Origin of the sequence: Hoeflea sp. IMCC20628, assembly GCF_001011155.1 — a bacterium.
Classification (GTDB): Bacteria; Pseudomonadota; Alphaproteobacteria; order Rhizobiales; family Rhizobiaceae; genus Hoeflea.
Map to the genome: position 1 here is coordinate 2,297,098 of NZ_CP011479.1, position 25,474 is coordinate 2,322,571.

The window sequence follows — 25,474 nt, forward strand, 5'->3', positions numbered from 1 at the left end:
CTTTTCAATATTTGCCAATTGGCTAAATCGGAAGCGCTTACGCTGCTTCGTCTTCGGCAGCAACTTCCATGGCAACGCGAGCGCGGTCCTTGGAACCCTTGGCATCCGGATCACGATCAACGAATTCAACAACGGCCATCGGCGCGTTGTCGCCGGTGCGGTAACCGGCCTTCATGATGCGAATGTAGCCGCCGTGACGGGTGGCGTAACGTGTGGCGATCGTGTCGAACAGCTTGCGAACAACTTCGTTGTCGCGGATCTGCGAGATCGCCTGACGGCGAGCATGCAGATCGCCGCGCTTGCCGAGTGTGACAAGCTTTTCAACGATCGGGCGGATTTCCTTGGCTTTCGGCAAGGTCGTCACGATTTGCTCATGTTCGATGAGCGAAGCCGCCATATTGGCGAACATCGCCTTACGGTGACTTGAAGTGCGGTTCAGCTTGCGACCTGCATTTCCATGGCGCATGGCTAGTCTCCTTCACATGCAGGCGCACGCCTGCCGTTTGACGGTTTAATATTGGTCTTCGTAACGCTTGGCGAGATCTTCGATGTTTTCCGGCGGCCAGGATGGAACTTCCATACCCAGATGCAGGCCCATGGAAGCCAAGACTTCCTTGATCTCGTTGAGTGATTTGCGGCCAAAGTTCGGAGTCCGGAGCATTTCGGCTTCGGTCTTCTGAATGAGGTCGCCGATATAGACGATGTTGTCGTTCTTCAGGCAGTTTGCCGAGCGGACCGAAAGTTCCAACTCGTCGACCTTCTTGAGAAGCGACGGATTGAAAGCGAGTTCGGCGACCGTTTCCTCGTGAACTTCCTTCTGCGGCTCGTCGAAGTTGACGAACACACCGAGCTGGTCCTGAAGGATGCGAGCTGCATAGGCAACGGCATCTTCACCGCTCACCGAACCATCTGTTTCGATGTTCAGCGTCAGCTTGTCGTAATCGAGAACCTGTCCTTCACGGGTGTTTTCCACCTTGTAGGAGCACTTCTTGACCGGCGAATAGAGGCTGTCGACCGGAATCAGGCCGATAGGCGCATCTTCGGCACGATTGCGGTCAGCAGGCACATAGCCCTTGCCGTTGTTGACGGTGAACTCCATACGGATTTCAGCGCCTTCATCAAGCGTGCACAACACGTGTTCCGGGTTGAGGATCTCGATGTCGCCTACGGTCTGAATGTCGCCAGCCTTGACCACACCCGGGCCCTGCTTGCGAACGACCATGCGCTTTGCTTCGTCGCCTTCCATGCGGATGGCGATTTCCTTGATGTTCAGGATGATGTCTGTGACATCTTCACGAACGCCCGGGATCGAAGAGAATTCATGCAGCACGCCGTCGATCTGCACCGCGGTGACGGCAGCGCCACGCAGTGAGGACAAAAGAACGCGACGCAGGGCATTGCCCAAAGTCAGGCCGAAGCCACGCTCAAGCGGTTCTGCAACCACGGTCGCCTTTGTGCGATCAGAGATGTTGAACTCGACCTTGCTCGGCTTGATCAATTCCTGCCAGTTTTTCTGAATCATATCTGCTGCCTTCCTGTTGCCGCACCATCCAATCGTGACGGCCAAGTGAGAAGAGGATCAGACGGGCGCAAGCGAAGCCTGACCCGTCGAAAAATTTGGAACGTATACTAGACGCGGCGCTTCTTGCGCGGGCGGCAACCGTTGTGCGGGATCGGAGTCACATCACGGATGGAAGTGATGGTGAAACCGGCAGCCTGCAGAGCGCGAAGTGCCGATTCACGACCTGAACCAGGTCCGCAAACTTCAACTTCCAGCGTCTTCATGCCGTGATCCTGCGCCTTTTTGGCAGCATCTTCAGCAGCCATCTGGGCTGCGAACGGGGTCGACTTACGCGAACCCTTGAAACCCTTTGCACCGGCTGACGACCAGGAGATCGTGTTGCCCTGCGCATCGGTGATGGTGATCATGGTGTTGTTGAATGTCGAGCTGACATGGGCAACGCCCGACGAGATGTTCTTGCGTTCGCGCCGTTTGACGCGTGCAACTTCCTTGGCCATTATTTATCCTTTCGAGATATCAGCACCGCCGTAGCACCAGCGGCTCCACCGGAATTCACCAGACCCGAGACGAAAACTTCAAAACGCCGGTCATCAGACCAAACGCTCCAAGGCAGTCGCCGCCGGGTCAGGCAGATTCCACTAATTACTTCTTCTTGCCGGCAATCGCACGTGCAGGACCCTTGCGGGTACGTGCATTGGTGTGGGTCCGCTGACCGCGCACTGGCAAGCCGCGACGATGGCGAAGACCGCGATAGCAGCCCAGGTCCATCAGACGCTTGATGTTCATCGAATTCTCGCGGCGCAGATCGCCTTCAACCTGATAGTCACGGTCAATGGTCTCACGAATCTGCAGGACTTCGGAATCAGTCAACTGATTGACACGGCGATCCAGAGGAATGCCGGCCTTTTCGACGATTTCGGATGCAAACTTCTGCCCGATACCGTGAATGTAGGTCAGCGCGATCACTACGCGCTTGTTTGTCGGAATATTTACGCCTGCTATGCGGGCCATGTGCTTCTCCATGTAGGCCGGTCGAGCCGGCGGGTTATCGTTGACCCGCGTCCGGTGGAGGCCGGCCCTTGCGGGGTAGTCCAGTCCAAACTCCGCTCAGCCATCTGGCAGAATGAAGCATATTTTCAAGCTCGGTCCCGGCGCACTTAAAAGCGACCAGAGCCGAATCCCTGAATTTCAAGGGAATCGCACCGATCGCTTGCATGTGGCGAGTTGAACGGCTCATAGCGGAACATCAAGGCTTTCGTCAACCTTTACCGCGATCTTATTTTCTGCACCTGGCAGATAAAAAGGCCGGATCTCTAAGTGGAGAACCGGCCTTTTTGAATTTCTTGTGCGATCAAAGCGACGCCAAAACGGTATCGATCTCTTCGGTGACCGCTTCAATCGACGCCATGCCATCGACAGTGCGCAACATGCCCTTGGCATAATAATAGCCGGTCAATGGCGCGGTCTTCTTGTAATATTCGCGCAGGCGTTCTTCGAACACCTCGGCGTTGTCATCCTTGCGCACCGGCTGTCCTGCCGCTGCAGCTTCCTCAGCACGCTTGATTATACGTCCGACAAGCGCCTTGTCATCAACAACAAGCTCAATCACCGTATCCAGCTTCAAACCCTTGCTGTTGAGCATGACCTCAACCGCATCGGCTTGAACGAGCGTGCGTGGATATCCGTCAAGAATGAATCCACGGACGCAATCCGGTTCATCAATGCGGTCTGAAACAATCGCATTGACGATATCGTCGGACACCAGTTCGCCGGCGTCCATGACAGCCTTGGCGCGTTTACCGACTTCAGTTCCGGCTGTGACAGCTGCCCGCAACATATCGCCCGTAGACAATTGCGGAATGGAATACTTCTCAACCAGACGCTGGGCTTGAGTCCCCTTCCCCGCGCCTGGTGGTCCCAAAAGTATAAGCCTCATCTTCCCTTCTTGCCTCCCCGAAGTTTCGACTTCTTGATCAACCCTTCATATTGCTGGGCGATCAGATGTCCCTGAACCTGCGCTACCGTATCGAGCGTCACCGAGACGACGATCAAAAGCGATGTCCCCCCCAGATAGAACGGAACGCCGGTCTGCGCGATTAGAAATTCGGGTAAGAGACAAACAAAAATCAGGTACATGGCGCCAATCAAAGTGATTCGCGTCAGCACATAGTCGATATATTCGGCCGTACGCTCACCCGGGCGGATGCCGGGGATGAACCCGCCATGACGCTTCAGGTTGTCAGCGGTGTCCTTCGGATTGAACACGATGGCCGTGTAGAAGAACGCGAAGAAGCCGATCATCAGGGCGTAAAGAGCCATATAGGCAGGCTGGCCATGCCCCAGGGATGCAAGCAATGTCGTTGCCCATCCCGGCAGATTGCCGCCGGTGTTGGCAAAGCCCGCCAGCGTGGCCGGCAGCAGCAACAGGGACGACGCAAAGATCGGAGGAATCACGCCGGCGGTATTGAGCTTGAGCGGCAGGTGCGAGGTGTCGCCCTGGAACATCCGCGAGCCTACCTGGCGCTTTGGATACTGGATCAGCAATTGCCGCTGGGCACGTTCGATGAACACGATAAACGCGATCACGGAAATGGCGACAACGATGATGGCAATGATCAGGCCTGTCGACAGGGCGCCGGTGCGACCCAGTTCCAGCGTACCGGCCACTGCCGTCGGCAGAGCCGCAACGATGCCCGAGAAGATGATCAGCGAAATGCCGTTGCCGATGCCGCGCGCGGTGATCTGCTCGCCGAGCCACATCAGGAACATGGTGCCGCCAACAAGAGTGATCACGGTCGCAATCCGGAAGAACCAGCCCGGATCGGTGACGATGCCGTTGCCTGATTCGAGGCCGACGGCGATGCCATAGGCCTGAACCGTGCCAAGCAGGACGGTGCCGTAACGGGTGTACTGGTTGATGACCTTGCGGCCCTGCTCGCCCTCTTTCTTGAGTTGCTCAAGCGTGGGAACGACAGACGTCATCAACTGAATGATAATGGAAGCCGAAATATAGGGCATGATGCCGAGGGCGAAAATCGCCATGCGCTCAACGGCGCCGCCTGCAAACATGTTGAACAGGCCAAGAATGCCGCCCGACTGGCCCTCAAACGCTTGCGCGAAGGCCGCGGGGTTGATCCCGGGAAGCGGAATATAGGTTCCAAGCCGGTACACAAGCAGTGCGCCGAGAGTAAACCAGATCCGCTTCTTCAGATCTTCCGCCTTGGAAAAAGCCGAAAAATTCAAATTGGAAGCGAGTTGTTCGGCTGCAGATGCCATTGCGTTCTCCGCGCGGCCCATCCGGCGCCTGATGAACCCGATCATCTCCGGAGGGTCTGAGTTGGTGTCACCGGACGGTGCGGCCAGGCCGGATTAAATGTGCCTGGCGCCTGTCCTGCCGACGCAACCTAAAGCGTCGACCGATCCCATATGGGACGAAAACCGCCCGATGTGAAGCACCGGGCGGTTATTATTTACTTATTCTTCAGCAGCTGCTGCAGGCGCAGGCGCCGGTGCGAGCAACTTGATCTTGCCGCCAGCCTTTTCGACCTTCTCGGCAGCCGCGCTTGATACGCCGGCAACTTCGAGGTTGAGCTTGGCCTTCAGGTCGCCGTCGGAGAGGACGCGAACGCCATCCTTGAGGCGACGGATCACGCCAGCAGCCTTCAACGCAGCAGCATCAATCATGCTCTTGCCGTCAAGCTTGCCAGCATCGATGGCAGTCTGAATACGACCGACCGACACGGTGTTGAAATCGGACGAGAAGATGTTGTTGAAGCCACGCTTTGGAAGGCGCCGGTAGATTGGCATCTGGCCGCCTTCAAAACCGTTGATGGCAACGCCTGAACGGGACTTCTGTCCCTTGACGCCACGTCCGCCGGTCTTGCCGCTACCCGAACCAATACCGCGACCTACGCGCTTGCGGTTCTTGTTGGCACCTTGATTATCGGTGATCTCATTGAGTTTCATGACAGTTCACTCCCACTCACTGCTCGTCGACGACGCGAACGAGGTGGCTGACCGAACGGATCATGCCACGAACGGACGGAGTGTCCTCGAGGGTCCGGCGGCGGTGCATCTTGTTGAGGCCCAAACCGATCAGCGTCTGACGCTGAACGTTGGGGCGGCGAATCGGGCTGCCGATCTGTTCGACGGTGACCGTCTTGCCCGTTTTATTGTCAGCCATGGTGTTGGCTCCCTAATAGGAATAAAGGCAGACGCCCGATTACTCTTCGGCGCCCGTGGTAACACCACGGCGTTCCTGGAGCGTGGAATACTTCATGCCGCGCTGAGAAGCGATGTCCTTTGGGTGGACCTGATTCTTGAGCGCGTCAAAAGTGGCACGGACCATGTTGTACGGGTTGGATGATCCCGTCGACTTAGCCACAACGTCCTGCATGCCGAGCGTTTCGAACACTGCACGCATTGGACCACCGGCGATGATACCCGTACCAGGCTTGGCTGCACGAAGCAGAACCTTGCCGGCACCGTGACGGCCATGCACATCGTGGTGCAGGGTCCGGCCGGAGCGCAGCGGCACGAAAATCAGATCGCGCTTGGCAGACTCAGTCGCCTTGCGGATAGCTTCCGGCACTTCACGCGCCTTGCCGTGACCGAAGCCAACGCGGCCCTTCTGATCTCCAACAACCACCAGGGCTGCGAAACCAAAACGACGACCGCCTTTGACGACCTTGGCAACACGGTTGATGTGTACGAGTTTGTCAACGAATTCGCTGTCGCGCTCATCGTCTCTACCGCGGTTGTCGCGGCGACCTTCCTTGGCCATGTTCCTTTTCCTTATTCTTTTCCGGAATCAATCGGCTGGTTCGAATTAGAAGCTCAGACCGCCTTCGCGAGCAGCTTCTGCGAGGGCCTTGATACGGCCGTGATAGATGAAGGCACCGCGGTCGAATACCACATCCTTGACGCCTGCCTCTGTTGCACGTTCGGCAATCAGCTTGCCAACCGCTGCAGCGGCAGATGTATCAGCGCCGGTCTTGAGATCGCCCCGAAGGCCGGTATCAAGCGTTGATGCTGCGGCAAGCGTAAGGCCAGCTGCGTCATCAATGATCTGCGCGTAGATGTTCTTCGACGAGCGATGAACCGACAGGCGCGGACGGCCATTGGCCACCGCTTTAAGCTGGCGACGGACACGATCGGACCGACGCGTAAGGGATTGTTTCCTGTTAGCCATTTCGCGTCTTCCTTACTTCTTCTTGCCTTCTTTGCGGACAATCCGCTCTTCAGCATATTTGACGCCCTTGCCCTTGTAAGGCTCAGGTTTGCGGTACGCGCGGATCTCTGCAGCCACCTGGCCAAGCACTTGCTTGTTGATGCCGGTGATGACGATTTCCGTCGGCTTGGGGCAAGCGATGTCGACGCCTTCTGGCGGGTGATAAACGACATCATGGCTGAAACCAAGTGCCAGCTGCAGGTTACGTCCCTGCATGGCAGCGCGGTAACCCACGCCGTTGATTTCAAGCTTGCGCACGTAGCCGTCCTTCACCCCGGTGAGGATGTTGGAAACCATGGTGCGCGACATGCCCCACTTGGAGCGGGCGTCCTTGGAATTATCCACTGGCATGACGACAACAGCATTGTCCTCAAGCTTGACAGTGACTTCGTCGTTGGCGACGAAAGACAATTCACCTTTAGGACCCTTGACGACCACTTTCTGGCCTTCAATCGTCGCGGTGACACCGGCCGGAACCGGGACGGGCTTTTTACCGATACGAGACATTGTTCAACCTGTCTGTTAGAGTTTGAGATCCTGCCTGATCAGAAGATCGAGCAGAGAACCTCACCACCAACATTGTGCTCGCGCGCAACGTGATCGGCCAAAACGCCCTTCGGAGTCGAAAGGATTGTGATACCGAGGCCGTTGGCGACCTGAGGAATGGACTTAACGGAGACGTATACACGCCGGCCGGGCTTGGAAACACGAGCGATCTCACGGATCACGGGCGCGCCTTCATGATACTTGAGCTCGATGCTCAGTTCAGCCTTGCCATTGTCGTATGCCACTTCGGTGTATCCGCGAATGTAGCCTTCGGCTTCCAGCACGTCGAGCACGCGAGCGCGCAACTTCGAAGCAGGAGTCGAAACCGACGATTTGCGGCGAGCAATACCGTTACGAATGCGGGTGAGCATATCACCCAGAGGATCTGTCATTGCCATATTGCGCGCTCCTTACCAGCTCGACTTGACCAGGCCGGGCACCTTGGCCATCGACCCGAGTTCACGCAATGCGATACGCGACATGCCCAACTTGCGATAATAGGCGCGCGGGCGGCCGGTAACCTGGCACCGATTGCGAACGCGAACTTTGGCCCCATTGCGCGGCATTTCAGCCAGCTTCAGGGTTGCACGAAAGCGCTCCTCGATCGGAAGCTCCTGGTTATGCGTGATCGCATTGAGAGCGGCGCGCTTTTCAGCATCGCGCTCGACCTGCTTGCGACGACGTTTGTTTTTTTCGATTGAGCTGACTTTCGCCATATCAGATATCCTTTTCCACGAATGCCGTTACGATTACTTCGGAAACGGGAAGTTGAACTCTGTCAGCAGAGCCCGCGCTTCGTCGTCCGTTTTCGCCGTCGTGCAAACGATGACGTCCATGCCCCAGATCTGATCAACCTTGTCGTAGTTGACCTCCGGAAACACGATGTGCTCCTTGATGCCCATGGCGAAGTTGCCACGGCCGTCAAAGCTCTTCGGGTTCAGGCCGCGAAAGTCACGAACGCGCGGAAGCGCAATCGTCACCAGGCGATCCATGAACTCATACATACGGGCTCCGCGCAGCGTGACCTTGGCGCCAATCGGCATCAGTTCACGAAGTTTGAAACCGGCGATCGAATTACGGGCGCGAGTGATGACAGGCTTCTGGCCTGCAATCGCCGCGAGATCCTCAGCCGCAATCGCGGGCTTTTTGGAATCGGCGGTGGCTTCGCCAACACCCATATTGATCACGATCTTGTCCATACGCGGGATCTGCATCACGTTCGCGTAAGCGAACTGCTCTTGCATGGCGGTGCGGATACGCTCGTTGTAGTCCGTCTTGAGCCGTGGCTCATATTTTGCTTCAGCCATCGATGACCACTCCCGAACGCTTAGCCACACGGACCTTCTTATCGCCTTCTACGCGAAACCCGACCCGGGTCGGCTTGCCGTCCTTGGGATCAGCAAATGCGATGTTGGAGATATGAAGCGAGGCTTCCTTGTTGATAATGCCGGCTTCCTGGGTCTGTGTCTGGCGCTGATGGCGCTTGACCATGTTCAGACCTCGGACAACCGCCCGGTCTTCCTTAGGCATGACAGCCAGGACTTCGCCAGTGCGGCCTTTGTCCTTGCCGGTAAGAACGACGACCTTGTCGCCTTTGCGGATCTTTTGCATCGGTTCGTTCCTTACAGCACTTCAGGAGCCAGAGAGATAATCTTCATGTGGCTCTTGGCGCGCAATTCGCGCGGAACCGGTCCGAAGATGCGGGTGCCGATCGGCTCTTTCTTGTTGTCGATCAGGACGGCTGCGTTCCGGTCGAACCGGATCACGCTTCCATCGGCGCGGCGAATGTCTTTGGCAGTACGTACGACTACCGCCTTCATTACATCACCCTTCTTGACGCGGCCACGCGGAATGGCTTCCTTGATCGAGACGACAATGATGTCGCCGATGGAAGCATATTTCCGCTTTGAACCGCCCAGAACCTTGATGCACATGACACGACGAGCGCCGGAATTATCCGCGACGTCGAGGTTTGTTTGCATCTGAATCATATCAGGCCGCCTTCTTGTTGTTACCGGCACGGTTGGGCACAAAGGCCCCCTATACCAGCTTATGAATCAATTCTATCTTGCGCGGGAAGATTTATGTCAGGGTGGTTTCCCTCAAGGGACCTTCCGTGCGCTGAAAGCAGAAGAACGCCCGTTACCGGGGCGTTCTTGCGCCAATGCCTGTGTCATACAGGATTCGCGGCAAGGTGCAAGAGCTCCCTGCCGCAAAAGCCGTTCAATCAGGCTTCTGTCGCTGAAACAACTGTCCAGCGCTTGTCCTTGGAGATCGGCGCACATTCCTGAATGGCAACCTCATCACCTACCTTGTACTGATTGGTTTCGTCATGCGCCTTGTAATTCTTGGTGCGACGAACAATCTTCCGCATGACCGGATGCGCGAAACGGCGTTCCACCCGGACAACCACGGTCTTCTCGTTCTTGTCACTGACAACAGTGCCCTGCAGAATGCGTTTTGGCATTTTATTCGTCCTTAGGCTTTGGCTACGGCCGCCTTCTGGCGGGCAATAGTCTTGATGCGAGCGATATCGCGGCGGACTTCAAGAACGCGCGATGTCTTTTCGAGCTGGCCGGTAGCGCCCTGGAAGCGCAGGTTGAACTGCTCTTTTTTCAGCTTGGCTAGCTCATCATTGATTTGGTCGACGCTCAAGGCGCGAACATCTGCGGCTTTCATGGTGCGTCTCCTTAATCTGCGATGCGCTGTACGAAGCGCGTCTTGACCGAGAGCTTGGCAGCGCCGAGGCGCAAAGCTTCACGGGCGAGCTCTTCGCTGACACCGTCAATTTCAAACATGATACGGCCGGGCTTGACCTTTGCAGCCCAGTAATCGACCGAACCCTTGCCCTTACCCATGCGGACTTCCGTCGGCTTGGATGTGACCGGCACGTCAGGGAAGATGCGGATCCATACACGGCCTGCACGCTTCATGTGACGCGTGATAGCCCGACGGGCAGCTTCGATCTGACGCGCATTCACACGGTCAGGCTCTTGTGCTTTCAAGCCATAGGCCCCGAAATTCAAGTCAGAGCCGCCCTTGGCGACGCCCTTGATGCGGCCCTTGAATTGCTTGCGGTACTTAGTACGCTTTGGCTGCAACATTGTCTAATTCTCCGAATTGTCTGCCAGGGGCAAAATCAGGCGTGTTCGCGCCGGCGATTGCCGCCAGAAGCGTCGCCTTCAGTGGCTCGGCGTTCAGACGCCATTGGATCATGCTCAAGAATTTCGCCCTTGAAGATCCAGACCTTGACGCCGCAAATTCCATAAGCAGTCTTTGCTTCAGCCGTGCCGTAATCGATATCGGCGCGCAGCGTGTGAAGCGGAACCCGACCCTCACGGTACCATTCCGTCCGCGCGATTTCCGCGCCGCCGAGACGACCGCCGCAAGTGATCTTGATGCCTTCGGCACCCAGACGCATGGCCGACTGAACCGAACGCTTCATGGCGCGACGGAACGCGATACGACGCTCCAGCTGCTGTGCGATCGACTGCGCAACCAACACTGCATCAACTTCCGGCTTGCGGACTTCGATGATGTTGAGGTGCGTTTCAGACTGGGTCATTTCCGACAGCTTGCGACGCAGCTTTTCAATGTCTGCGCCCTTCTTGCCGATGATCAGGCCGGGACGGGCAGCATGGATGCTGACGCGGCACTTCTTGTGCGGACGCTCGATGACGACCTTGGAAATACCGGCCTGCTTGAGCTCCTTGAGGAGATAGGCGCGGATCTTCAGGTCTTCATGCAACAGCTTGCCATATTCGGCATTGTCGGCGAACCAACGGCTGTCCCAGGTACGGTTGATGCCAAGGCGAAAACCGATTGGATTGATTTTTTGACCCATTACGCGGCCTCCCCTTTGGCTTCCATCTCGCGCACGACGATGGTCAAATGAGCGAACGGCTTTTCAATGCGTGACGAACGACCGCGACCACGGGCATGAAAGCGCTTCATGACGATAGACTTGCCGACGAATGCCTCGGCAACGAACAGCGAGTCCACATCGAGATCATGGTTGTTCTCGGCGTTTGCGATCGCTGATTCAAGGGTCTTCTTGACGGTCGAGGCGATGCGCTTGCGCGAAAACTCAAGTTCTGCCAGCGCTTTATCAACCTTCTTGCCACGGATCAAGGCCGCAACCAGATTGAGCTTCTGCGGGCTGACGCGAAGGGTGCGGGCTACTGCCTGCGCCTCGTTGTCCTTGAGCCGGCGTTCGGTTTTTGCCTTGCTCATAGTTACTTCCTCTTAGCTTTCTTGTCGGCGCCGTGGCCATAATAGGTCCGCGTCGGAGAATATTCGCCAAGCTTCTGACCAACCATGTCCTCGGACACGTTGACCGGAATGTGCTTGCTTCCGTTGTAGACGCCGAATGTCAGGCCGACGAACTGCGGCATGATGGTGGAGCGGCGGCTCCAGGTCTTGATCACTTCATTGCGGCCGCCTTCGCGAACCTTCTCAGCTTTCTTGAGAAGATAGCCGTCAACAAACGGACCTTTCCATACTGAACGAGCCATTGGAGACTTCCTCTCTTATTTCTTACGCTGATGGCGCGAGCGCATGATGAACTTGTCGGTCGACTTGTTCGAACGTGTGCGCTTGCCCTTGGTTGGCTTGCCCCATGGGCTGACCGGGTGACGACCGCCTGAAGTGCGGCCTTCGCCGCCGCCGTGCGGGTGATCGACCGGGTTCATTGCAACGCCGCGAACATGCGGACGCTTGCCCCTCCAGCGCGAACGACCGGCCTTGCCGTCGTTGATGTTGCTGTGATCCGGGTTGGACACGGCACCGACGGTCGCAAGGCATGTGCCCTGAACCAGACGCTGTTCACCGGAGTTGAGCCGCAGGATCGCCATGCCCTGGTCACGACCGACCAGCTGAGCGTATCCACCAGCGGAGCGAGCAATCTGACCGCCCTTGGCCGGCTTCATCTCGATGTTGTGGATGATCGTGCCAACCGGCATGAACTGAAGCGGCATGCAATTGCCAGGCTTCACGTCAACAGCCTTGTCGGACGAGATCACCTTGTCGCCAGCAGTCAAACGCTGCGGCGCCAGGATGTAGGACTTTTCGCCATCCGCATATGTAATGAGCGCAATGAAGGCGGTCCGGTTCGGATCGTATTCCATGCGTTCCACGGTGGCTTCAACGTCGAACTTGCGACGCTTGAAATCAACCATGCGGTAGGTGCGCTTGTGACCACCACCGATCGACTGGGCTGTAACCCGGCCGGCGTTGTTGCGGCCACCCTTGCTGTGCAGGCCGTGGGTCAAGGACTTGACCGGCTTGCCGCGATGAAGACCCGAACGATCAACGATGACCAGCTGACGCTGGCTCGGGGTCGTCGGATTGTAACTTTTCAGTGCCATTTTCCTGTTCCCTTTTGGGGGCTTGTTCCCGCGCGGACCTTACAGACCGGTGGAGACGTCGATCGACTGACCTTCGGCAAGCGTCACATACGCCTTCTTAACATCAGACTGGCGGCCGGCGATTCCGCGGAAGCGCTTGGTCTTACCCTTGCGCAGCAGCGTGTTGACCGCAGTAACCTTGACCCCGAAGAGCGCTTCAACTGCAGCCTTGATTTCAGGCTTGGAAGCGCGCCGCGCGACATTGAAGACAACCTGGTTCTGTTCGGAAACCATGGTGGACTTTTCGGTGATCGCCGGAGAGACGATCACATCATAATGGCGAATATCCGTCATTTGAAGCGCTCCTCCAGAGCAGCGACAGCATCCTTGGACAAGACAAGCTTGCCGCGACGCAGAATGTCGTAGACGTTGATGCCCTGCACCGGAAGCACATCCACATTCGGAATGTTCTTGGCGGCAAGACGGAAGTTCTGATCAAGCTCGGCACCGCCGATGAACAAAACGTTGGTCAGGCCCATCTTCGACAGCGAACCGGTCAGCGCCTTGGTCTTGACCTCGGCAGCCGTCAGGCTGTCGACGATGATGATGTCGGACGACTTGGCCTTGGAAGAAAGCGCGTGACGCAGAGCCAGAGCGCGGACCTTCTTGGTCAGATCGTGAGCGTGGCTGCGAACAACCGGGCCATGAGCCCGACCGCCGCCACGAAACTGCGGCGCACTTGCCGCATGGTGACGAGCGCGGCCTGTGCCCTTCTGCTTGTACATCCGGGCGCCTGTGCGGGCGATTTCCGAGCGGCCGAGGGTCTTGTGACCGCCCTGCTGCTTCTTGGAAAGCTGCCAGCGCACCATGCGCTGGATCAAATCCTGGCGCGGGTCGAGGCCGAAGATCGCGTCGGAAAGCGAAATCTTTCCTGCGTCCTTGCCCTCAAGTGTGGTGACGGTGAGATCCATTATTCGGCTCCCTCATTCGATACGGTTGCTGCCACGCGAAGCGCTGCAGGAAGAGGCGCATCAGCCGGGATGCCGGACTTGACTGCGTCGCGAACGACAATCCAGGTGCCCTTGGAGCCCGGAACCGCGCCCTTGATAAGGATCAGTCCACGATCGACATCGGTCGAGACGATTTCAAGGTTCTGGGTCGTCACGCGGGTATTACCCATGTGACCAGCCATCTTCTTGCCCTTCCAGACCTTGCCCGGATCCTGGTTGGAACCGGTCGAGCCGTGCGAACGGTGCGAAACCGACACGCCGTGGGTGGCGCGAAGACCACCAAAACCGTGACGCTTCATAGCGCCGGCAAAGCCCTTACCCTGGGTGACACCGGAGACATCAACCAGCTGCCCGGCAATGAAATGCCCTGCAGTGATCTCTGACCCGACATCGATCAAATTGTCCGAGCTCACACGGAACTCGACCACTTTGGCCTTGGGCTCGACATTTGCGATGGCAAAGTTGCCGCGCATAGCCTTGGATGTATTCTTGACCTTGGCAACGCCGGCACCGAGCTGAACAGCAGTGTAGCCATTCTTCTCTTCCGTACGCTGGGCCACCACCTGGCAGTTTTCCAACCGCAAGACGGTTACGGGCACATGATCGCCGGCGTCATTGTAGACCCGGGTCATTCCCAACTTTTGTGCAATCACACCTGAACGCATCGGTTCATTCCTCTTGAGATGAGCCTGTCGGGGGCCTGCCCCTTCATGCCTCGTTCCCTGTCTTCAAGGCTATGGGCCTTAAAGCTTGATTTCCACATCAACACCCGCGGCGAGATCCAGCTTCATCAGCGCATCTACGGTTTGCGGTGTCGGATCAACAATATCAAGAAGACGCTTATGTGTGCGCATCTCGAACTGCTCGCGGCTCTTCTTGTCGATGTGTGGCGACCGGTTGACCGTGAATTTTTCGATCCGGGTCGGCAGCGGCACCGGGCCACGTACGCTTGCTCCGGTCCGCTTTGCCGTCGACACGATTTCACGCGTGGAGGCGTCGAGGATCCGGTGGTCAAACGCCTTGAGGCGGATGCGGATGTTCTGGCCGTTCATTCGACTTGTCCTTGCTTGTGTGAGAACCGCATGGTCCGGATCAATCCGAACCATGCGCCCTAACCCAGTTTGTTACTCGATGATCGTAGCGACGATGCCGGCGCCGACGGTGCGGCCGCCTTCGCGGATAGCGAAGCGCAGCTTTTCTTCCATCGCGATCGGCACGATCAGTGCAACTTCAGCCGAGATGTTGTCGCCCGGCATCACCATTTCGGTGCCTTCCGGCAGTGTCACAATGCCCGTCACGTCGGTCGTGCGGAAATAGAACTGCGGACGGTAGTTGGTAAAGAACGGCGTATGACGGCCACCCTCTTCCTTGGTCAGAATGTAGGCTTCTGCCGTGAACTTGGTGTGCGGCTTGACCGAACCCGGCTTGCACAGGATCTGGCCACGCTCGACGTCTTCACGGCCAACGCCGCGAAGCAGTGCGCCGATGTTGTCGCCAGCCTGGCCCTGATCGAGCAGCTTGCGGAACATTTCAACGCCGGTGCAGACCGTCTTCTGGGTGTCGCGGATGCCGACGATTTCGACTTCTTCGCCAACCTTGACAACGCCACGCTCAACACGACCCGTGACAACCGTGCCGCGACCCGAGATCGAGAAAACGTCTTCGATCGGCATCAGGAACGGCATGTTGATCGGACGCTCAGGCGTCGGGATGTATTCGTCAACAGCGGCCATCAGCGCGCGGATGGCGTCTTCGCCCTGTGCCTTGTCGCCATCATTGAGTGCGACAAGCGCCGAACCCTTGATGATCGGAATATCGTCGCCCGGGAAATCGTAGGACGACAGAAGTTCGCGAACTTCCATTTCGACGAGCTCGAGAAGCTCTTCGTCGTCAACCTGGTCGACCTTGTTCAAAAACACCACCAGCGAAGGCACGCCAACCTGACGGGCCAGCAGGATGTGCTCGCGGGTCTGGGGCATCGGGCCGTCGGCAGCGGAAACGACTAGAATGCCGCCGTCCATCTGTGCTGCGCCGGTGATCATGTTCTTGACATAGTCGGCGTGGCCTGGGCAGTCGACATGGGCGTAGTGACGGGCCTCGGTCTCATACTCGACGTGAGCCGTCGAAATGGTGATGCCACGGGCTTTTTCTTCAGGTGCGGCGTCGATCTGGTCGTAGGCCTTGAATTCACCGAAATACTTGGTGATCGCAGCTGTCAGCGATGTCTTGCCGTGGTCAACGTGACCAATCGTGCCGATGTTCACATGCGGCTTATTGCGCTCGAACTTACCCTTTGCCATCTTTGGCTCTCCATTCTCATTCAGCCCGCTAGGGGCAAATTACAGTTTCGGTGTCCGGTCCGGACCGGCGTCGTTGGACGCGGGCCCGGCAATCCGGCAAATTATGCGTATTTCGCCTGAATCTCCTGGGAGACGTTCGACGGCACTGGTGCGTAATGATCAAAAGTCATCGTGTACTGTGCCCGGCCCTGAGACATGGAGCGCAGTGTATCGACATATTTGAACATGTTGGCCAGCGGAACGTGCGCATCGATCACCACGGCAATTCCGCGCATTTCCTGACCCTGAATCTGCCCACGACGGGAGTTCAGGTCGCCGATCACGTCACCGACGTAATCTTCAGGCGTCACAACTTCAACAGCCATGATTGGCTCGAGCAGCTGAGGACCCATGAACTTCGAATTCTCGCGGAAGCAGGCGCGACCGGCGATTTCGAAGGCGAGGACGCTGGAGTCAACATCATGGTAAGCGCCGTCGATCAGCGTTGCCTTGATGCCCAGCATCGGGAAGCCGGCAAGCGGTCCGGAATTCATCACGCTGTTGATGCCCTTCTGGACACCCGGGATGTATTCCTTGGGAACCGAACCACCAACGACCTTGGTTTCGAAGATGAACTCGTCGTTCTCGTCGTTTGGCTCGAACCGGATCTTGACGCGAGCAAACTGACCCGAACCACCCGACTGCTTCTTGTGAGTGTAATCGGCTTCGTAGGACTTCGTGATCGATTCACGGTAGGCAACCTGCGGCGCGCCGACATTGGCTTCGACCTTAAATTCGCGACGCATACGGTCAACGAGAATGTCGAGGTGCAATTCGCCCATACCGGCAATGATCGTCTGTCCGGATTCTTCGTCGGTCTTGACGCGGAACGAAGGATCCTCGGCAGCCAGACGGTTGAGCGCGAGGCCCATCTTTTCCTGGTCGCCCTTGGTCTTCGGCTCGATCGCGATCTGGATCACCGGCTCAGGGAATTCCATGCGCTCAAGAATGACCTGGTTGAGCGGATCACACAAAGTGTCACCGGTCGTGGTTTCCTTGAGGCCTGCAAGCGCAACGATGTCGCCGGCAAAGGCTTCTTCGATGTCTTCACGGGAGTTCGAGTGCATCTGCAGCATACGACCGACGCGCTCGCGCTTTTCCTTGACGGTGTTCTGAACCGACGTGCCCTTTTCGAGCTTGCCGGAATAGATGCGGGCAAAAGTCAACGAACCAACGAAGGGGTCGTTCATGACCTTGAAGGCCAGCATCGACAGCGGAGCTTCGTCCGTTGCTGAACGTGTTGTTTCCTGCTCGGTCTTGACGTCGATGCCTTCGATGGCAGGAACGTCAGCCGGGCTTGGCAGATATTCGACAACTGCGTCGAGCAGCGGCTGGACGCCCTTGTTCTTGAAGGCAGAACCGCAGAACATCGGGAAGAACTGCACAGCAATCGTGCCCTTGCGGACCAGTGCGCGGATCTCGTCATTGTCAGGCATTTCGCCTTCCAGGTAACGTTCCATGGCAGCTTCGTCAGCTTCCACTGCAGTTTCGATCAGCAGCTCGCGATATTCAGCAGCACGTTCCTTGAGATCGTCCGGGATCTCAACGATGTCCCACTGAGCGCCGAGCGATTCATCACGCCAGACAAGTGCGTTCATTTCGACCAGGTCGACAACGCCCTTGAATTCTGTCTCAGCGCCGATTGGCAGCTGCATGACAACGGCGGTAGCACCAAGACGGGACTTGATCATCGAAACCGAACGGTAGAAGTCGGCTCCGGTCTTGTCCATCTTGTTGCAGAAGATCATCCGCGGGACATTGTACTTGTCGGCCTGACGCCAGACAGTCTCTGTCTGCGGCTCAACACCGGCGTTGGCGTCGAGCAGCGCAATGGCGCCGTCGAGCACACGCAGCGAACGTTCTACCTCAATGGTGAAGTCAACGTGGCCTGGGGTGTCGATGATGTTGAAACGGCACATCTTGCCGGTACGGCCCTTCCAGTAGGTGGTGGTCGCAGCGGAAGTAATGGTGATACCACGCTCCTGCTCCTGCTCCATCCAGTCCATGGTGGCTGCACCGTCATGCACTTCGCCGATTTTGTGCGACTTGCCGGTGTAATAGAGTACCCGTTCGGTGGTCGTGGTTTTACCGGCGTCGATATGCGCCATGATTCCGAAGTTGCGGTAGTCTTCAATTGCGTATTCGCGGGCCATCTTGAATGCCTTTCGAGAACAGTTCGTGATTACCAGCGGTAATGCGAGAATGCACGGTTAGCGTCGGCCATCTTGTGGGTGTCTTCCCGCTTTTTGACTGCGCTGCCACGACCGTTGGCCGCATCCATGAGTTCGCCCGACAGGCGCTCAATCATGGTGGTTTCGTTGCGCTTGCGCGCAGCGGCAATCAACCAGCGAATGGCAAGAGCCTGACGGCGCTCGGGACGCACATCGACTGGCACCTGATAGGTAGCACCACCAACGCGGCGTGAGCGAACTTCCACATGCGGCGCGACATTGTCGAGCGCAGTATGGAACTGAACAACGGGCTCCTGCTTGGAACGCGCCTCAACCTGGTCAAGCGCACCATAGACGATCTGCTCGGCAACAGACTTTTTGCCGTGCATCATAATGGCGTTCATGAACTTGGTGATGATCAGATCGCCGAATTTCGGATCCGGGTTGATCTCACGCTTTTCTGCACTGTGACGTCGTGACATGCTTTTCGTCTTTCAACTGATGGGTCGAAACGGCCCGCCGCATCTCATGATGCGACCGGCCGACACAATTATTACTTCGGACGCTTGGCGCCGTATTTCGAACGGCGCTGCTTGCGGTTCTTGACGCCCTGTGTGTCGAGGACACCGCGAATGACGTGATAACGCACGCCGGGCAAATCCTTTACGCGGCCGCCGCGGATCATGACCACGGAGTGTTCCTGCAGGTTATGACCCTCACCCGGGATATAACCAATCACTTCAAAGCCGTTGGTCAAACGGATCTTGGCGACCTTACGAAGAGCCGAGTTAGGCTTCTTCGGAGTCGTTGTGTACACACGTGTGCAAACGCCGCGCTTCTGCGGATTCTGCTCCAGCGCGGGAACCTTGTTGCGCTTGACCGGCGCCTGGCGCGGCTTGCGGATCAGCTGGTTTACAGTTGGCATGTAACCATCCCTCTAGAACTCATGTTTCGCCCTCTCAGGCACCATGCACGTAAACCGAATGCGCAAAACAAGGGCCGGATCCGGTTTTCCCGGAAAGGCCCAAAAAAGCAGAGGACACCAGAAGCGTCATGCGTGCAGCATTATAAGTTCACTGTGCAGTCAGAGCCATTGTTTGAGGCAAATTTCAGGACGTGTCGTCCCGAAGAAATGCGCCTCACATCTGTCTCGGTGATCGGTAACTACTGATTTCGCCCCATGCAGTCAAGGCCATTGATGAATTATTCGCTCCTGACCGGGGGGGGGCACCAGGAATGCACGCCTGGCGCGACAGGTTATTGCGTCGCGCCAGGCTTATTGGGTGTTTAATTGCCCTCCCCGGAATATCCGGCGATTGAGGGAGCGAATCGAAGCCAATATCTGTCGCCGGCAGCCTCGCGGACAGGGGACACGCGACTCACCAGACCGCTTGCAGAGAATCAGGCTTTTCGCACAAGTCCTATAATAAACAGCAGAATCACCGCGCCGATGGTGGCGTGAATGATCGATCCGAGGATGCCGCCGCCGATAGATATGCCGACCATCGGCAGCACCAGGCCCGCAACAAATGCACCGACGATACCGACAATGATGTTGCCAACCAGGCCGAAGCCAAACCCTTTCATGATCACGCCGGCGAGCCAGCCGGCAACGGCGCCAATCAAAAGAAAAATCAAAAGCCCTTGGATGCCCATATGTAGTCCTCCCACGGTTCCAACAGATTGATGGATGGCACGGAGAAAGCTCCCTGCCCCGCAATCAGACAACCACGAAGCCGTCCCGACGGCAAGCGTCACCGTGGATTGGTGGTGGGCTCACCTCAAACACCAACTGATATTATCGCCGCCTGCTCGGGAGCTGCCAAATTTGGGGGACGTTACCGGGCAATGCGTTGCCTTCGCGCATGCAACATGGGAGGACAAGACATCCAGTCCCGGAGCAGAAAGGACAGTACGATGATCTCGGACAATGACAACGACCACAGCGACGAAGAAACACCTGCGATCTTCATCATCATCGGCCAGATCTGCAAACAGATGGGTGGCGAGAAAAAGCCGGTCCATGTCATGCTTGCCGCTCCCGACGAGGACACTGCCGTACGGCTCTGCCTGGATGCGCTGTCATCCAAGGGATATGCCGAGGCCGACCTCGATCAGATCGGCGTCATGGGTGGTATGCCCGGTGACGAACCGCATGCCTCTGCCTATCAGGGCGCGCTGGAAGGCGAAGTCGCCGTCATCGCTTTCGACTGATATTTCCGTTTCGCCACTGAATTGGCTGGTTACTTACTCGGGACGCCCCGTGCGGGTCACGATTTTGTGCGCATTTTACGGAAAAGATGATTTCGTCCTGTGGCAGCGACATGTTTGCATGGGGCGTCATGAGATTGAGGGCGACCGTATGTCTGTGAAAGCATCGCACGGAACCCTGCACTTGTTCAGTCGTTGACGTTATGAATTTCAACAGTCGAGGGAGACCTAATAACAATGGCGATCTACAGAAAACTCAGATTCGCAGCCGCCGCTACAACGGCAATTTTGCTGGCAACGAGCGTTTCGGCACGAGCCGAAGACGGCTGGGTGATCAAGAGCAGCGCTGTTTCAGTGGAAAAAACCGCTGACAAGCTGGTAGCGGCCGTGGAAAAGGCCGGTGCCAAGGTATTCGCCCGCGTCGACCACGCAGCAGGCGCCAAAAGCATCGATGCCGAACTGGCTGACATGACAATGGTTATGTTCGGCAATCCGAAAATCGGCACGCCAATTTTGCAAGCAGAACCGCGTGCCGGGCTCGATCTGCCGAATCGCGTTTTGATCTGGGATGATGAAGGTCAGACCAAGATCGGTTATCTGGATCCAGCAGACCTCAAGGCGCGCTACAAGATCACGGGTGCAGATAAGGCCTTTGATGTGATGACTGGCGCTCTTGGCAAATTGACCGACGCGGCATCACAATAATATCCGATAGCTGCTTTCGAAACGCAAAAGGCCGCCCCGAAGGGCGGCCTTTTTTAATGAGTGAACGCTTGGGCTTATTCGGCCGGCGTCGGCTCTTCTTCCGATGTCATCTTGGTCAGCATAGGTGCCGCCGATTCCGCACCAGATGTCTTGCGGCGTTCGTCCAGGATCAAATCGTCGCGCGCAGTGGCGATACGACGGATCAGGGTCATGGTGCCGCCGGTACCCGCAGGCACCAGACGTCCGACGATAACGTTTTCCTTGAGACCCTGCAGCGTGTCGACCTTGCCCGCAACTGCGGCTTCGGTCAGCACCTTGGTGGTTTCCTGGAACGACGCAGCCGAGATGAACGAAGGCGTCTGCAGCGATGCCTTGGTGATCCCGAGCAGAACCGGCACGCCGTAGGCTGGCTTCTTGCCATCTTCGACAAGACGATCATTAGCGTTATCAAGCTCGATCTGGTCGACATTGTCGCCAACGATGTAGACGGAATCGCCTGCATCAGTGACTTCGACCTTCTGCAGCATCTGACGAACAATCACTTCGATGTGCTTGTCGTTGATCAGAACGCCCTGCAAACGGTAGACTTCCTGGATCTCGTTGACGAGGTAGGACGCAAGTGCCTCCACGCCCTTAATTGCCAGAATGTCATGCGGCGCAGGATTGCCGTCGAGGATGTAGTCTCCCTTTTCGATGTAGTCGCCATCCTGAAGGTGGAAAGGCTTGCCCTTCGGAATCAGGTACTCGACCGGTTCCATGCCATCTTCAGCCGGCTCGATCAGGATGCGGCGCTTGTTCTTGTAATCGCGGCCAAAGCGGATTGTGCCATCGACTTCTGCGATGATGGCATGATCCTTCGGACGGCGAGCTTCGAACAATTCCGCCACCCGCGGCAGACCGCCGGTGATGTCCTTGGTCTTGGCGCTTTCGAGCGGCACACGGGCGAGAACATCGCCCTGGCTGACCTTGGCGCCGGGTTCGACCGACAAGATCGCGTCAACCGACAGCTGGAACCGGGCTTCGCCACCGCGAGCCAGTTTGGCGACTTCGCCATCCTTACCCTTGATCACGACGGAAGGCTTGAGATCGATACCGCGCGGCGTCGAGCGCCAGTCAATAACCTGACGCTTGGTGATGCCGGTTGCTTCGTCTGTGGCTTCGAGAACCGAGATGCCGTCGACGACATCTTCAAATTCCACGGTGCCTTCGACTTCCGTCAACATCGGACGCGTATACGGATCCCATTCGGCCAGACGCTGACCGCGCTTGACCGCATCGCCGTCGTCCACATAGATCCTCGATCCATAAGCAACACGCTGCGAAGACCGCTCGGTGCCACCTTCATCAAGAATCTGAACCGCCATGCTGCGACCCATGGCAATCAGGTTGCCATCGGAGTTGCGCAACATGTTGCGGTTCTTGATGCGAACCGTACCCTCGTAAGAGGCTTCCAGGAACGATTGGTCGACCACGGTGGCGGCGCCGCCAAGGTGGAAGGTACGCATGGTAAGCTGCGTGCCCGGCTCACCGATCGACTGCGCGGCGATAACGCCGACAGCTTCACCGATGTTGACAGGCGTACCGCGTGCAAGGTCACGTCCGTAGCAGGTTCCGCAAATTCCGGTCTGGATTTCGCAGGTCAGCGGCGAACGAATGCGGATAGACTGGATGCCGACAGCTTCGATATCTACCACTTGCGCTTCATCAATCGTCGAGCCGGCCTTGACCATAAGCTCACCGGTCAGCGGATGATTGATGTCATCAAGCGTGGTGCGGCCAAGGATACGCTGACCGATCGAGGCAACAACCTGTCCGGCGTCGACGATTGCTGTCATCGTCAGGCCTTCGGTGGTGCCGCAATCGACGTGGGTAACGATGCAATCCTGTGCAACATCAACCAGACGACGTGTCAGGTAACCGGAGTTCGCGGTCTTCAGCGCGGTGTCGGCAAGGCCCTTACGTGCGCCGTGCGTCGAGTTGAAGTACTCGTTCACGGTCAGGCCTTCCTTAAAGTTCGAGATGATCGGCGTCTCGATGATTTCGCCCGACGGCTTGGCCATGAGGCCACGCATGCCGCCCAACTGACGCATCTGGCTCGGAGAACCACGCGCGCCGGAATGGCTCATCATGTAGATCGAGTTCATCTGCTTCTGCCGGCCATTCTCATGGAACTCGACAGACTTAATGCGCGCCATCATTTCGTCAGCCACCTTTTCGGTAGCCTTGCCCCAGGCGTCAACGACCTTGTTGTACTTTTCGCCCTGGGTGATGAGGCCTTCATTGTACTGCTGCTCGTATTCCTTGACCAAGGTGTCGGTGTCGCCGACGATTTTCGCCTTGGTTTCCGGAATGACCATGTCGTCCTTGCCGAACGAAATGCCGGCGCGGCAGGCATGACCGAAGCCGAGCTGCATGATGCGGTCACAGAAGATGACCGTGTCTTTCTGACCGCAGTGACGATAGACCGTGTCGATCATCTTGGAGATGTTCTTCTTGGTCATTTCCTGGTTGCAGGTCTCGAACGGCACATTGACGTTCTTGGGCAGAAGCTCGCTGATGATCATGCGACCTGGTGTGGTCTCATAAATCTTCGAAACCGGCTTGCCTTCGGCATCAATTGTCTTGAACCGGCCCCTGATCTTGGTGTGCAGGGTGACGATCTTGCTTTCGAGTGCGTGGTGCAGTTCGCCCATGTCGGAGAATGCCATGCCCTGGCCCGGCTCGTTTTCAGCGACAATCGAGAGATAGTACAGTCCCAGAACCATGTCCTGTGACGGCACGATGATCGGTGCGCCGTTGGCAGGGTGCAGGATGTTGTTGGTCGACATCATCAGCACGCGGGCTTCGAGCTGAGCTTCCAGGGACAACGGTACGTGGACCGCCATCTGGTCACCGTCGAAGTCGGCGTTAAAGGCCGTGCAGACGAGCGGATGCAGCTGGATAGCCTTGCCTTCAACCAGAATCGGTTCGAAGGCCTGGATGCCCAGACGGTGAAGCGTCGGCGCGCGGTTGAGCAGCACCGGATGCTCGCGGATGACCTCATCGAGGATATCCCAGACTTCCGGCTTTTCCTTCTCGACCAGCTTCTTGGCCTGCTTGACGGTGGACGAATAGCCCTTGGCGTCAAGACGGGCATAGATGAACGGCTTGAACAGTTCGAGCGCCATCTTCTTGGGCAGGCCGCACTGGTGCAGCTTGAGTTCCGGACCGGTCACGATGACCGAACGGCCGGAATAGTCGACGCGCTTGCCGAGCAGGTTCTGCCGGAAACGGCCCTGCTTGCCCTTGAGCATGTCGGACAGCGACTTCAGCGGACGCTTGTTGGCACCGGTGATGGTGCGGCCACGGCGGCCGTTGTCGAACAGAGCATCAACGGCTTCCTGCAGCATCCGCTTTTCGTTGCGGATGATGATGCCAGGTGCGCGCAGTTCGATCAGACGCTTGAGACGGTTGTTGCGGTTGATGACCCGGCGATAGAGATCGTTCAGATCGGACGTCGCGAAACGGCCGCCATCCAGCGGCACCAGCGGACGCAGGTCGGGCGGGATCACCGGAACGATCTTCATGATCATCCATTCCGGGCGGTTGCCGGAATCAATAAAGCTCTCAACGATTTTGAGGCGCTTCATCAGCTTCTTCGACTTGAGTTCCGAGGTCGTGGTGGCAAGCTCGGTGCGTAGTTCACCGGCAATGCGCTCAAGATCCATCGAAGCAAGCAGTTCGAAAATGGCTTCCGCGCCGATCATGGCGGTGAAGCTGTCTTCACCGAACTCGTCGACGGCGATCATGTAGTCTTCCTCAGAGAGAAGCGAGTTCTCCTTGAGCGACGTCAGGCCTGGCTCGGTGACGATGTAGTTCTCGAAATACAGGACGCGCTCGATATCCTTGAGCGTCATGTCGAGCAGCGTGCCGATGCGCGACGGCAGCGACTTCAGGAACCAGATGTGGGCAACGGGGGCAGCCAGCTCGATATGGCCCATGCGCTCACGGCGCACGCGCGACAGCGTGACTTCGACGCCACACTTTTCGCAGATGACGCCCTTGTACTTCATGCGCTTGTACTTGCCGCACAGGCATTCATAGTCCTTGATCGGACCAAAGATACGCGCGCAGAAAAGACCGTCGCGTTCAGGTTTGAACGTACGATAGTTGATCGTCTCCGGCTTTTTGATTTCGCCGAAGGACCAGGAAAGAATCTTTTCCGGGCTGGCGATCGAAATCCGGATGGAATCGAACGTCTGCGCCGGTACGGCGTTGTTGAAAAGATTCATGACCTCATGGTTCATGCTGTCTCCTTTTAGGGCTGTTCGCCCTTAGCTTGCGACGGCGCCGGCAGACACCCGGCAACAGGCCATCGCCTGAAATTCGTTTAGTCCGCGTCAAACGCGGGCGTAA

35 protein-coding genes are annotated in these 25,474 nt (G+C 57.2%); 2 read left to right on the forward strand and 33 right to left on the reverse strand.

Annotation, left to right across the window (positions count from 1 at the left end):
• Nucleotides 1–37: 37 nt before the first annotated feature.
• The 32 genes from rplQ to IMCC20628_RS10995 form a co-directional block, all read right to left on the reverse strand.
• Complete coding sequence (gene rplQ, locus IMCC20628_RS10840; protein ID WP_047030230.1) at nucleotides 38–466, reverse strand: 50S ribosomal protein L17; 429 nt, start codon at nucleotides 464–466, stop codon at nucleotides 38–40.
• A gap of 45 nt (nucleotides 467–511) precedes the next feature.
• A complete protein-coding gene (locus IMCC20628_RS10845; RefSeq protein ID WP_047030231.1) occupies nucleotides 512–1,522 on the reverse strand; it encodes a DNA-directed RNA polymerase subunit alpha in 1,011 nt (336 codons plus the stop codon).
• Between the two features lie 107 nt (nucleotides 1,523–1,629).
• On the reverse strand, nucleotides 1,630–2,019 hold the full coding sequence (rpsK, locus tag IMCC20628_RS10850; protein WP_047030232.1) for a 30S ribosomal protein S11: 390 nt from the start codon (nucleotides 2,017–2,019) through the stop codon (nucleotides 1,630–1,632).
• Nucleotides 2,020–2,164: 145 nt separating this feature from the next.
• Nucleotides 2,165–2,533, reverse strand: coding sequence for a 30S ribosomal protein S13 (gene rpsM, locus IMCC20628_RS10855; RefSeq protein ID WP_047030233.1), 369 nt, complete (start codon nucleotides 2,531–2,533; stop codon nucleotides 2,165–2,167).
• Between the two features lie 340 nt (nucleotides 2,534–2,873).
• Complete coding sequence (locus IMCC20628_RS10860) at nucleotides 2,874–3,458, reverse strand: adenylate kinase (RefSeq protein WP_047030234.1); 585 nt, start codon at nucleotides 3,456–3,458, stop codon at nucleotides 2,874–2,876.
• A complete protein-coding gene (secY, locus tag IMCC20628_RS10865) occupies nucleotides 3,455–4,798 on the reverse strand; it encodes a preprotein translocase subunit SecY (protein WP_047030235.1) in 1,344 nt (447 codons plus the stop codon). Before secY ends, IMCC20628_RS10860 begins: the two co-directional genes overlap by 4 nt.
• 198 nt (nucleotides 4,799–4,996) lie before the next feature.
• Nucleotides 4,997–5,488 carry a 50S ribosomal protein L15 gene (gene rplO / locus IMCC20628_RS10870; RefSeq protein WP_047030236.1) on the reverse strand — a complete coding sequence of 164 codons (492 nt, stop codon included), beginning with the start codon at nucleotides 5,486–5,488 and terminating at the stop codon, nucleotides 4,997–4,999.
• A gap of 16 nt (nucleotides 5,489–5,504) precedes the next feature.
• Nucleotides 5,505–5,705: a 50S ribosomal protein L30 gene (gene rpmD / locus IMCC20628_RS10875; protein WP_047030237.1), complete on the reverse strand. Its 201-nt coding sequence runs from the start codon at nucleotides 5,703–5,705 to the stop codon at nucleotides 5,505–5,507.
• Between the two features lie 39 nt (nucleotides 5,706–5,744).
• Complete coding sequence (gene rpsE / locus IMCC20628_RS10880; RefSeq protein WP_047030238.1) at nucleotides 5,745–6,305, reverse strand: 30S ribosomal protein S5; 561 nt, start codon at nucleotides 6,303–6,305, stop codon at nucleotides 5,745–5,747.
• Nucleotides 6,306–6,350: 45 nt separating this feature from the next.
• Nucleotides 6,351–6,713: a 50S ribosomal protein L18 gene (gene rplR / locus IMCC20628_RS10885; RefSeq protein WP_047030239.1), complete on the reverse strand. Its 363-nt coding sequence runs from the start codon at nucleotides 6,711–6,713 to the stop codon at nucleotides 6,351–6,353.
• Nucleotides 6,714–6,725: 12 nt separating this feature from the next.
• Complete coding sequence (gene rplF, locus IMCC20628_RS10890) at nucleotides 6,726–7,259, reverse strand: 50S ribosomal protein L6 (protein WP_047030240.1); 534 nt, start codon at nucleotides 7,257–7,259, stop codon at nucleotides 6,726–6,728.
• 38 nt (nucleotides 7,260–7,297) lie between these two features.
• Nucleotides 7,298–7,696 (reverse strand): 30S ribosomal protein S8, encoded by a 399-nt coding sequence (rpsH, locus tag IMCC20628_RS10895; RefSeq protein WP_045648393.1) that lies wholly within the window; start codon nucleotides 7,694–7,696, stop codon nucleotides 7,298–7,300.
• Between the two features lie 12 nt (nucleotides 7,697–7,708).
• Nucleotides 7,709–8,014 (reverse strand): 30S ribosomal protein S14, encoded by a 306-nt coding sequence (gene rpsN / locus IMCC20628_RS10900; protein ID WP_047030241.1) that lies wholly within the window; start codon nucleotides 8,012–8,014, stop codon nucleotides 7,709–7,711.
• Nucleotides 8,015–8,047: 33 nt separating this feature from the next.
• On the reverse strand, nucleotides 8,048–8,605 hold the full coding sequence (rplE, locus tag IMCC20628_RS10905; RefSeq protein ID WP_047030242.1) for a 50S ribosomal protein L5: 558 nt from the start codon (nucleotides 8,603–8,605) through the stop codon (nucleotides 8,048–8,050).
• Nucleotides 8,598–8,909 carry a 50S ribosomal protein L24 gene (gene rplX, locus IMCC20628_RS10910; RefSeq protein WP_047030243.1) on the reverse strand — a complete coding sequence of 104 codons (312 nt, stop codon included), beginning with the start codon at nucleotides 8,907–8,909 and terminating at the stop codon, nucleotides 8,598–8,600. Before rplX ends, rplE begins: the two co-directional genes overlap by 8 nt.
• Nucleotides 8,910–8,920: 11 nt before the next feature.
• On the reverse strand, nucleotides 8,921–9,289 hold the full coding sequence (gene rplN, locus IMCC20628_RS10915) for a 50S ribosomal protein L14 (RefSeq protein ID WP_035528307.1): 369 nt from the start codon (nucleotides 9,287–9,289) through the stop codon (nucleotides 8,921–8,923).
• Between the two features lie 236 nt (nucleotides 9,290–9,525).
• A complete protein-coding gene (gene rpsQ, locus IMCC20628_RS10920; protein ID WP_047030244.1) occupies nucleotides 9,526–9,765 on the reverse strand; it encodes a 30S ribosomal protein S17 in 240 nt (79 codons plus the stop codon).
• An 11-nt stretch (nucleotides 9,766–9,776) separates the two neighbouring features.
• Complete coding sequence (rpmC, locus tag IMCC20628_RS10925) at nucleotides 9,777–9,977, reverse strand: 50S ribosomal protein L29 (RefSeq protein WP_047030245.1); 201 nt, start codon at nucleotides 9,975–9,977, stop codon at nucleotides 9,777–9,779.
• Between the two features lie 11 nt (nucleotides 9,978–9,988).
• On the reverse strand, nucleotides 9,989–10,402 hold the full coding sequence (gene rplP, locus IMCC20628_RS10930) for a 50S ribosomal protein L16 (RefSeq protein ID WP_047030246.1): 414 nt from the start codon (nucleotides 10,400–10,402) through the stop codon (nucleotides 9,989–9,991).
• A gap of 35 nt (nucleotides 10,403–10,437) precedes the next feature.
• Entirely contained in the window at nucleotides 10,438–11,142 is a 705-nt protein-coding gene (rpsC, locus tag IMCC20628_RS10935; RefSeq protein ID WP_047030247.1) for a 30S ribosomal protein S3, read from the reverse strand.
• Nucleotides 11,142–11,531, reverse strand: coding sequence for a 50S ribosomal protein L22 (gene rplV / locus IMCC20628_RS10940; RefSeq protein ID WP_047030248.1), 390 nt, complete (start codon nucleotides 11,529–11,531; stop codon nucleotides 11,142–11,144). Before rplV ends, rpsC begins: the two co-directional genes overlap by 1 nt.
• A 2-nt stretch (nucleotides 11,532–11,533) precedes the next feature.
• Entirely contained in the window at nucleotides 11,534–11,812 is a 279-nt protein-coding gene (gene rpsS / locus IMCC20628_RS10945) for a 30S ribosomal protein S19 (RefSeq protein ID WP_045648402.1), read from the reverse strand.
• A gap of 15 nt (nucleotides 11,813–11,827) precedes the next feature.
• Nucleotides 11,828–12,664 carry a 50S ribosomal protein L2 gene (rplB, locus tag IMCC20628_RS10950; protein WP_047030249.1) on the reverse strand — a complete coding sequence of 279 codons (837 nt, stop codon included), beginning with the start codon at nucleotides 12,662–12,664 and terminating at the stop codon, nucleotides 11,828–11,830.
• A 39-nt stretch (nucleotides 12,665–12,703) separates the two neighbouring features.
• Nucleotides 12,704–12,997 carry a 50S ribosomal protein L23 gene (locus tag IMCC20628_RS10955; RefSeq protein WP_047030250.1) on the reverse strand — a complete coding sequence of 98 codons (294 nt, stop codon included), beginning with the start codon at nucleotides 12,995–12,997 and terminating at the stop codon, nucleotides 12,704–12,706.
• Nucleotides 12,994–13,614, reverse strand: a complete 621-nt coding sequence (gene rplD / locus IMCC20628_RS10960; protein WP_047030251.1) for a 50S ribosomal protein L4 — start codon at nucleotides 13,612–13,614, stop codon at nucleotides 12,994–12,996. The genes IMCC20628_RS10955 and rplD overlap by 4 nt, the downstream gene beginning before the upstream one ends.
• Nucleotides 13,614–14,318, reverse strand: a complete 705-nt coding sequence (gene rplC / locus IMCC20628_RS10965) for a 50S ribosomal protein L3 (protein WP_047030252.1) — start codon at nucleotides 14,316–14,318, stop codon at nucleotides 13,614–13,616. Before rplC ends, rplD begins: the two co-directional genes overlap by 1 nt.
• A 78-nt stretch (nucleotides 14,319–14,396) precedes the next feature.
• Nucleotides 14,397–14,705, reverse strand: a complete 309-nt coding sequence (rpsJ, locus tag IMCC20628_RS10970; RefSeq protein ID WP_003547547.1) for a 30S ribosomal protein S10 — start codon at nucleotides 14,703–14,705, stop codon at nucleotides 14,397–14,399.
• Nucleotides 14,706–14,777: 72 nt separating this feature from the next.
• Nucleotides 14,778–15,953 carry an elongation factor Tu gene (gene tuf, locus IMCC20628_RS10975; RefSeq protein WP_047030253.1) on the reverse strand — a complete coding sequence of 392 codons (1,176 nt, stop codon included), beginning with the start codon at nucleotides 15,951–15,953 and terminating at the stop codon, nucleotides 14,778–14,780.
• A gap of 101 nt (nucleotides 15,954–16,054) precedes the next feature.
• Nucleotides 16,055–18,145 carry an elongation factor G gene (fusA, locus tag IMCC20628_RS10980; protein WP_047030254.1) on the reverse strand — a complete coding sequence of 697 codons (2,091 nt, stop codon included), beginning with the start codon at nucleotides 18,143–18,145 and terminating at the stop codon, nucleotides 16,055–16,057.
• Nucleotides 18,146–18,174: 29 nt separating this feature from the next.
• Nucleotides 18,175–18,645 carry a 30S ribosomal protein S7 gene (gene rpsG, locus IMCC20628_RS10985; RefSeq protein ID WP_047030255.1) on the reverse strand — a complete coding sequence of 157 codons (471 nt, stop codon included), beginning with the start codon at nucleotides 18,643–18,645 and terminating at the stop codon, nucleotides 18,175–18,177.
• A gap of 71 nt (nucleotides 18,646–18,716) precedes the next feature.
• Nucleotides 18,717–19,088 (reverse strand): 30S ribosomal protein S12, encoded by a 372-nt coding sequence (gene rpsL, locus IMCC20628_RS10990; RefSeq protein WP_047030256.1) that lies wholly within the window; start codon nucleotides 19,086–19,088, stop codon nucleotides 18,717–18,719.
• Nucleotides 19,089–19,564: 476 nt separating this feature from the next.
• The gene (locus IMCC20628_RS10995; RefSeq protein WP_047030257.1) at nucleotides 19,565–19,819 is read right to left on the reverse strand and encodes a GlsB/YeaQ/YmgE family stress response membrane protein; all 255 of its coding nucleotides are present in this window, start codon (nucleotides 19,817–19,819) and stop codon (nucleotides 19,565–19,567) included.
• Between the two features lie 261 nt (nucleotides 19,820–20,080).
• Here IMCC20628_RS10995 and IMCC20628_RS11000 point away from each other — a divergent pair, with 261 nt between their 5' ends.
• Nucleotides 20,081–20,377, forward strand: coding sequence for a hypothetical protein (locus tag IMCC20628_RS11000; protein ID WP_047030258.1), 297 nt, complete (start codon nucleotides 20,081–20,083; stop codon nucleotides 20,375–20,377).
• A gap of 234 nt (nucleotides 20,378–20,611) precedes the next feature.
• Nucleotides 20,612–21,079, forward strand: a complete 468-nt coding sequence (locus IMCC20628_RS11005) for a DUF302 domain-containing protein (RefSeq protein ID WP_047030259.1) — start codon at nucleotides 20,612–20,614, stop codon at nucleotides 21,077–21,079.
• A gap of 74 nt (nucleotides 21,080–21,153) precedes the next feature.
• On the opposite strand, the gene rpoC is transcribed toward IMCC20628_RS11005, so the two are convergent.
• Nucleotides 21,154–25,365, reverse strand: a complete 4,212-nt coding sequence (rpoC, locus tag IMCC20628_RS11010) for a DNA-directed RNA polymerase subunit beta' (protein WP_047030260.1) — start codon at nucleotides 25,363–25,365, stop codon at nucleotides 21,154–21,156.
• Between the last annotated feature and the right edge of the window lie 109 nt (nucleotides 25,366–25,474).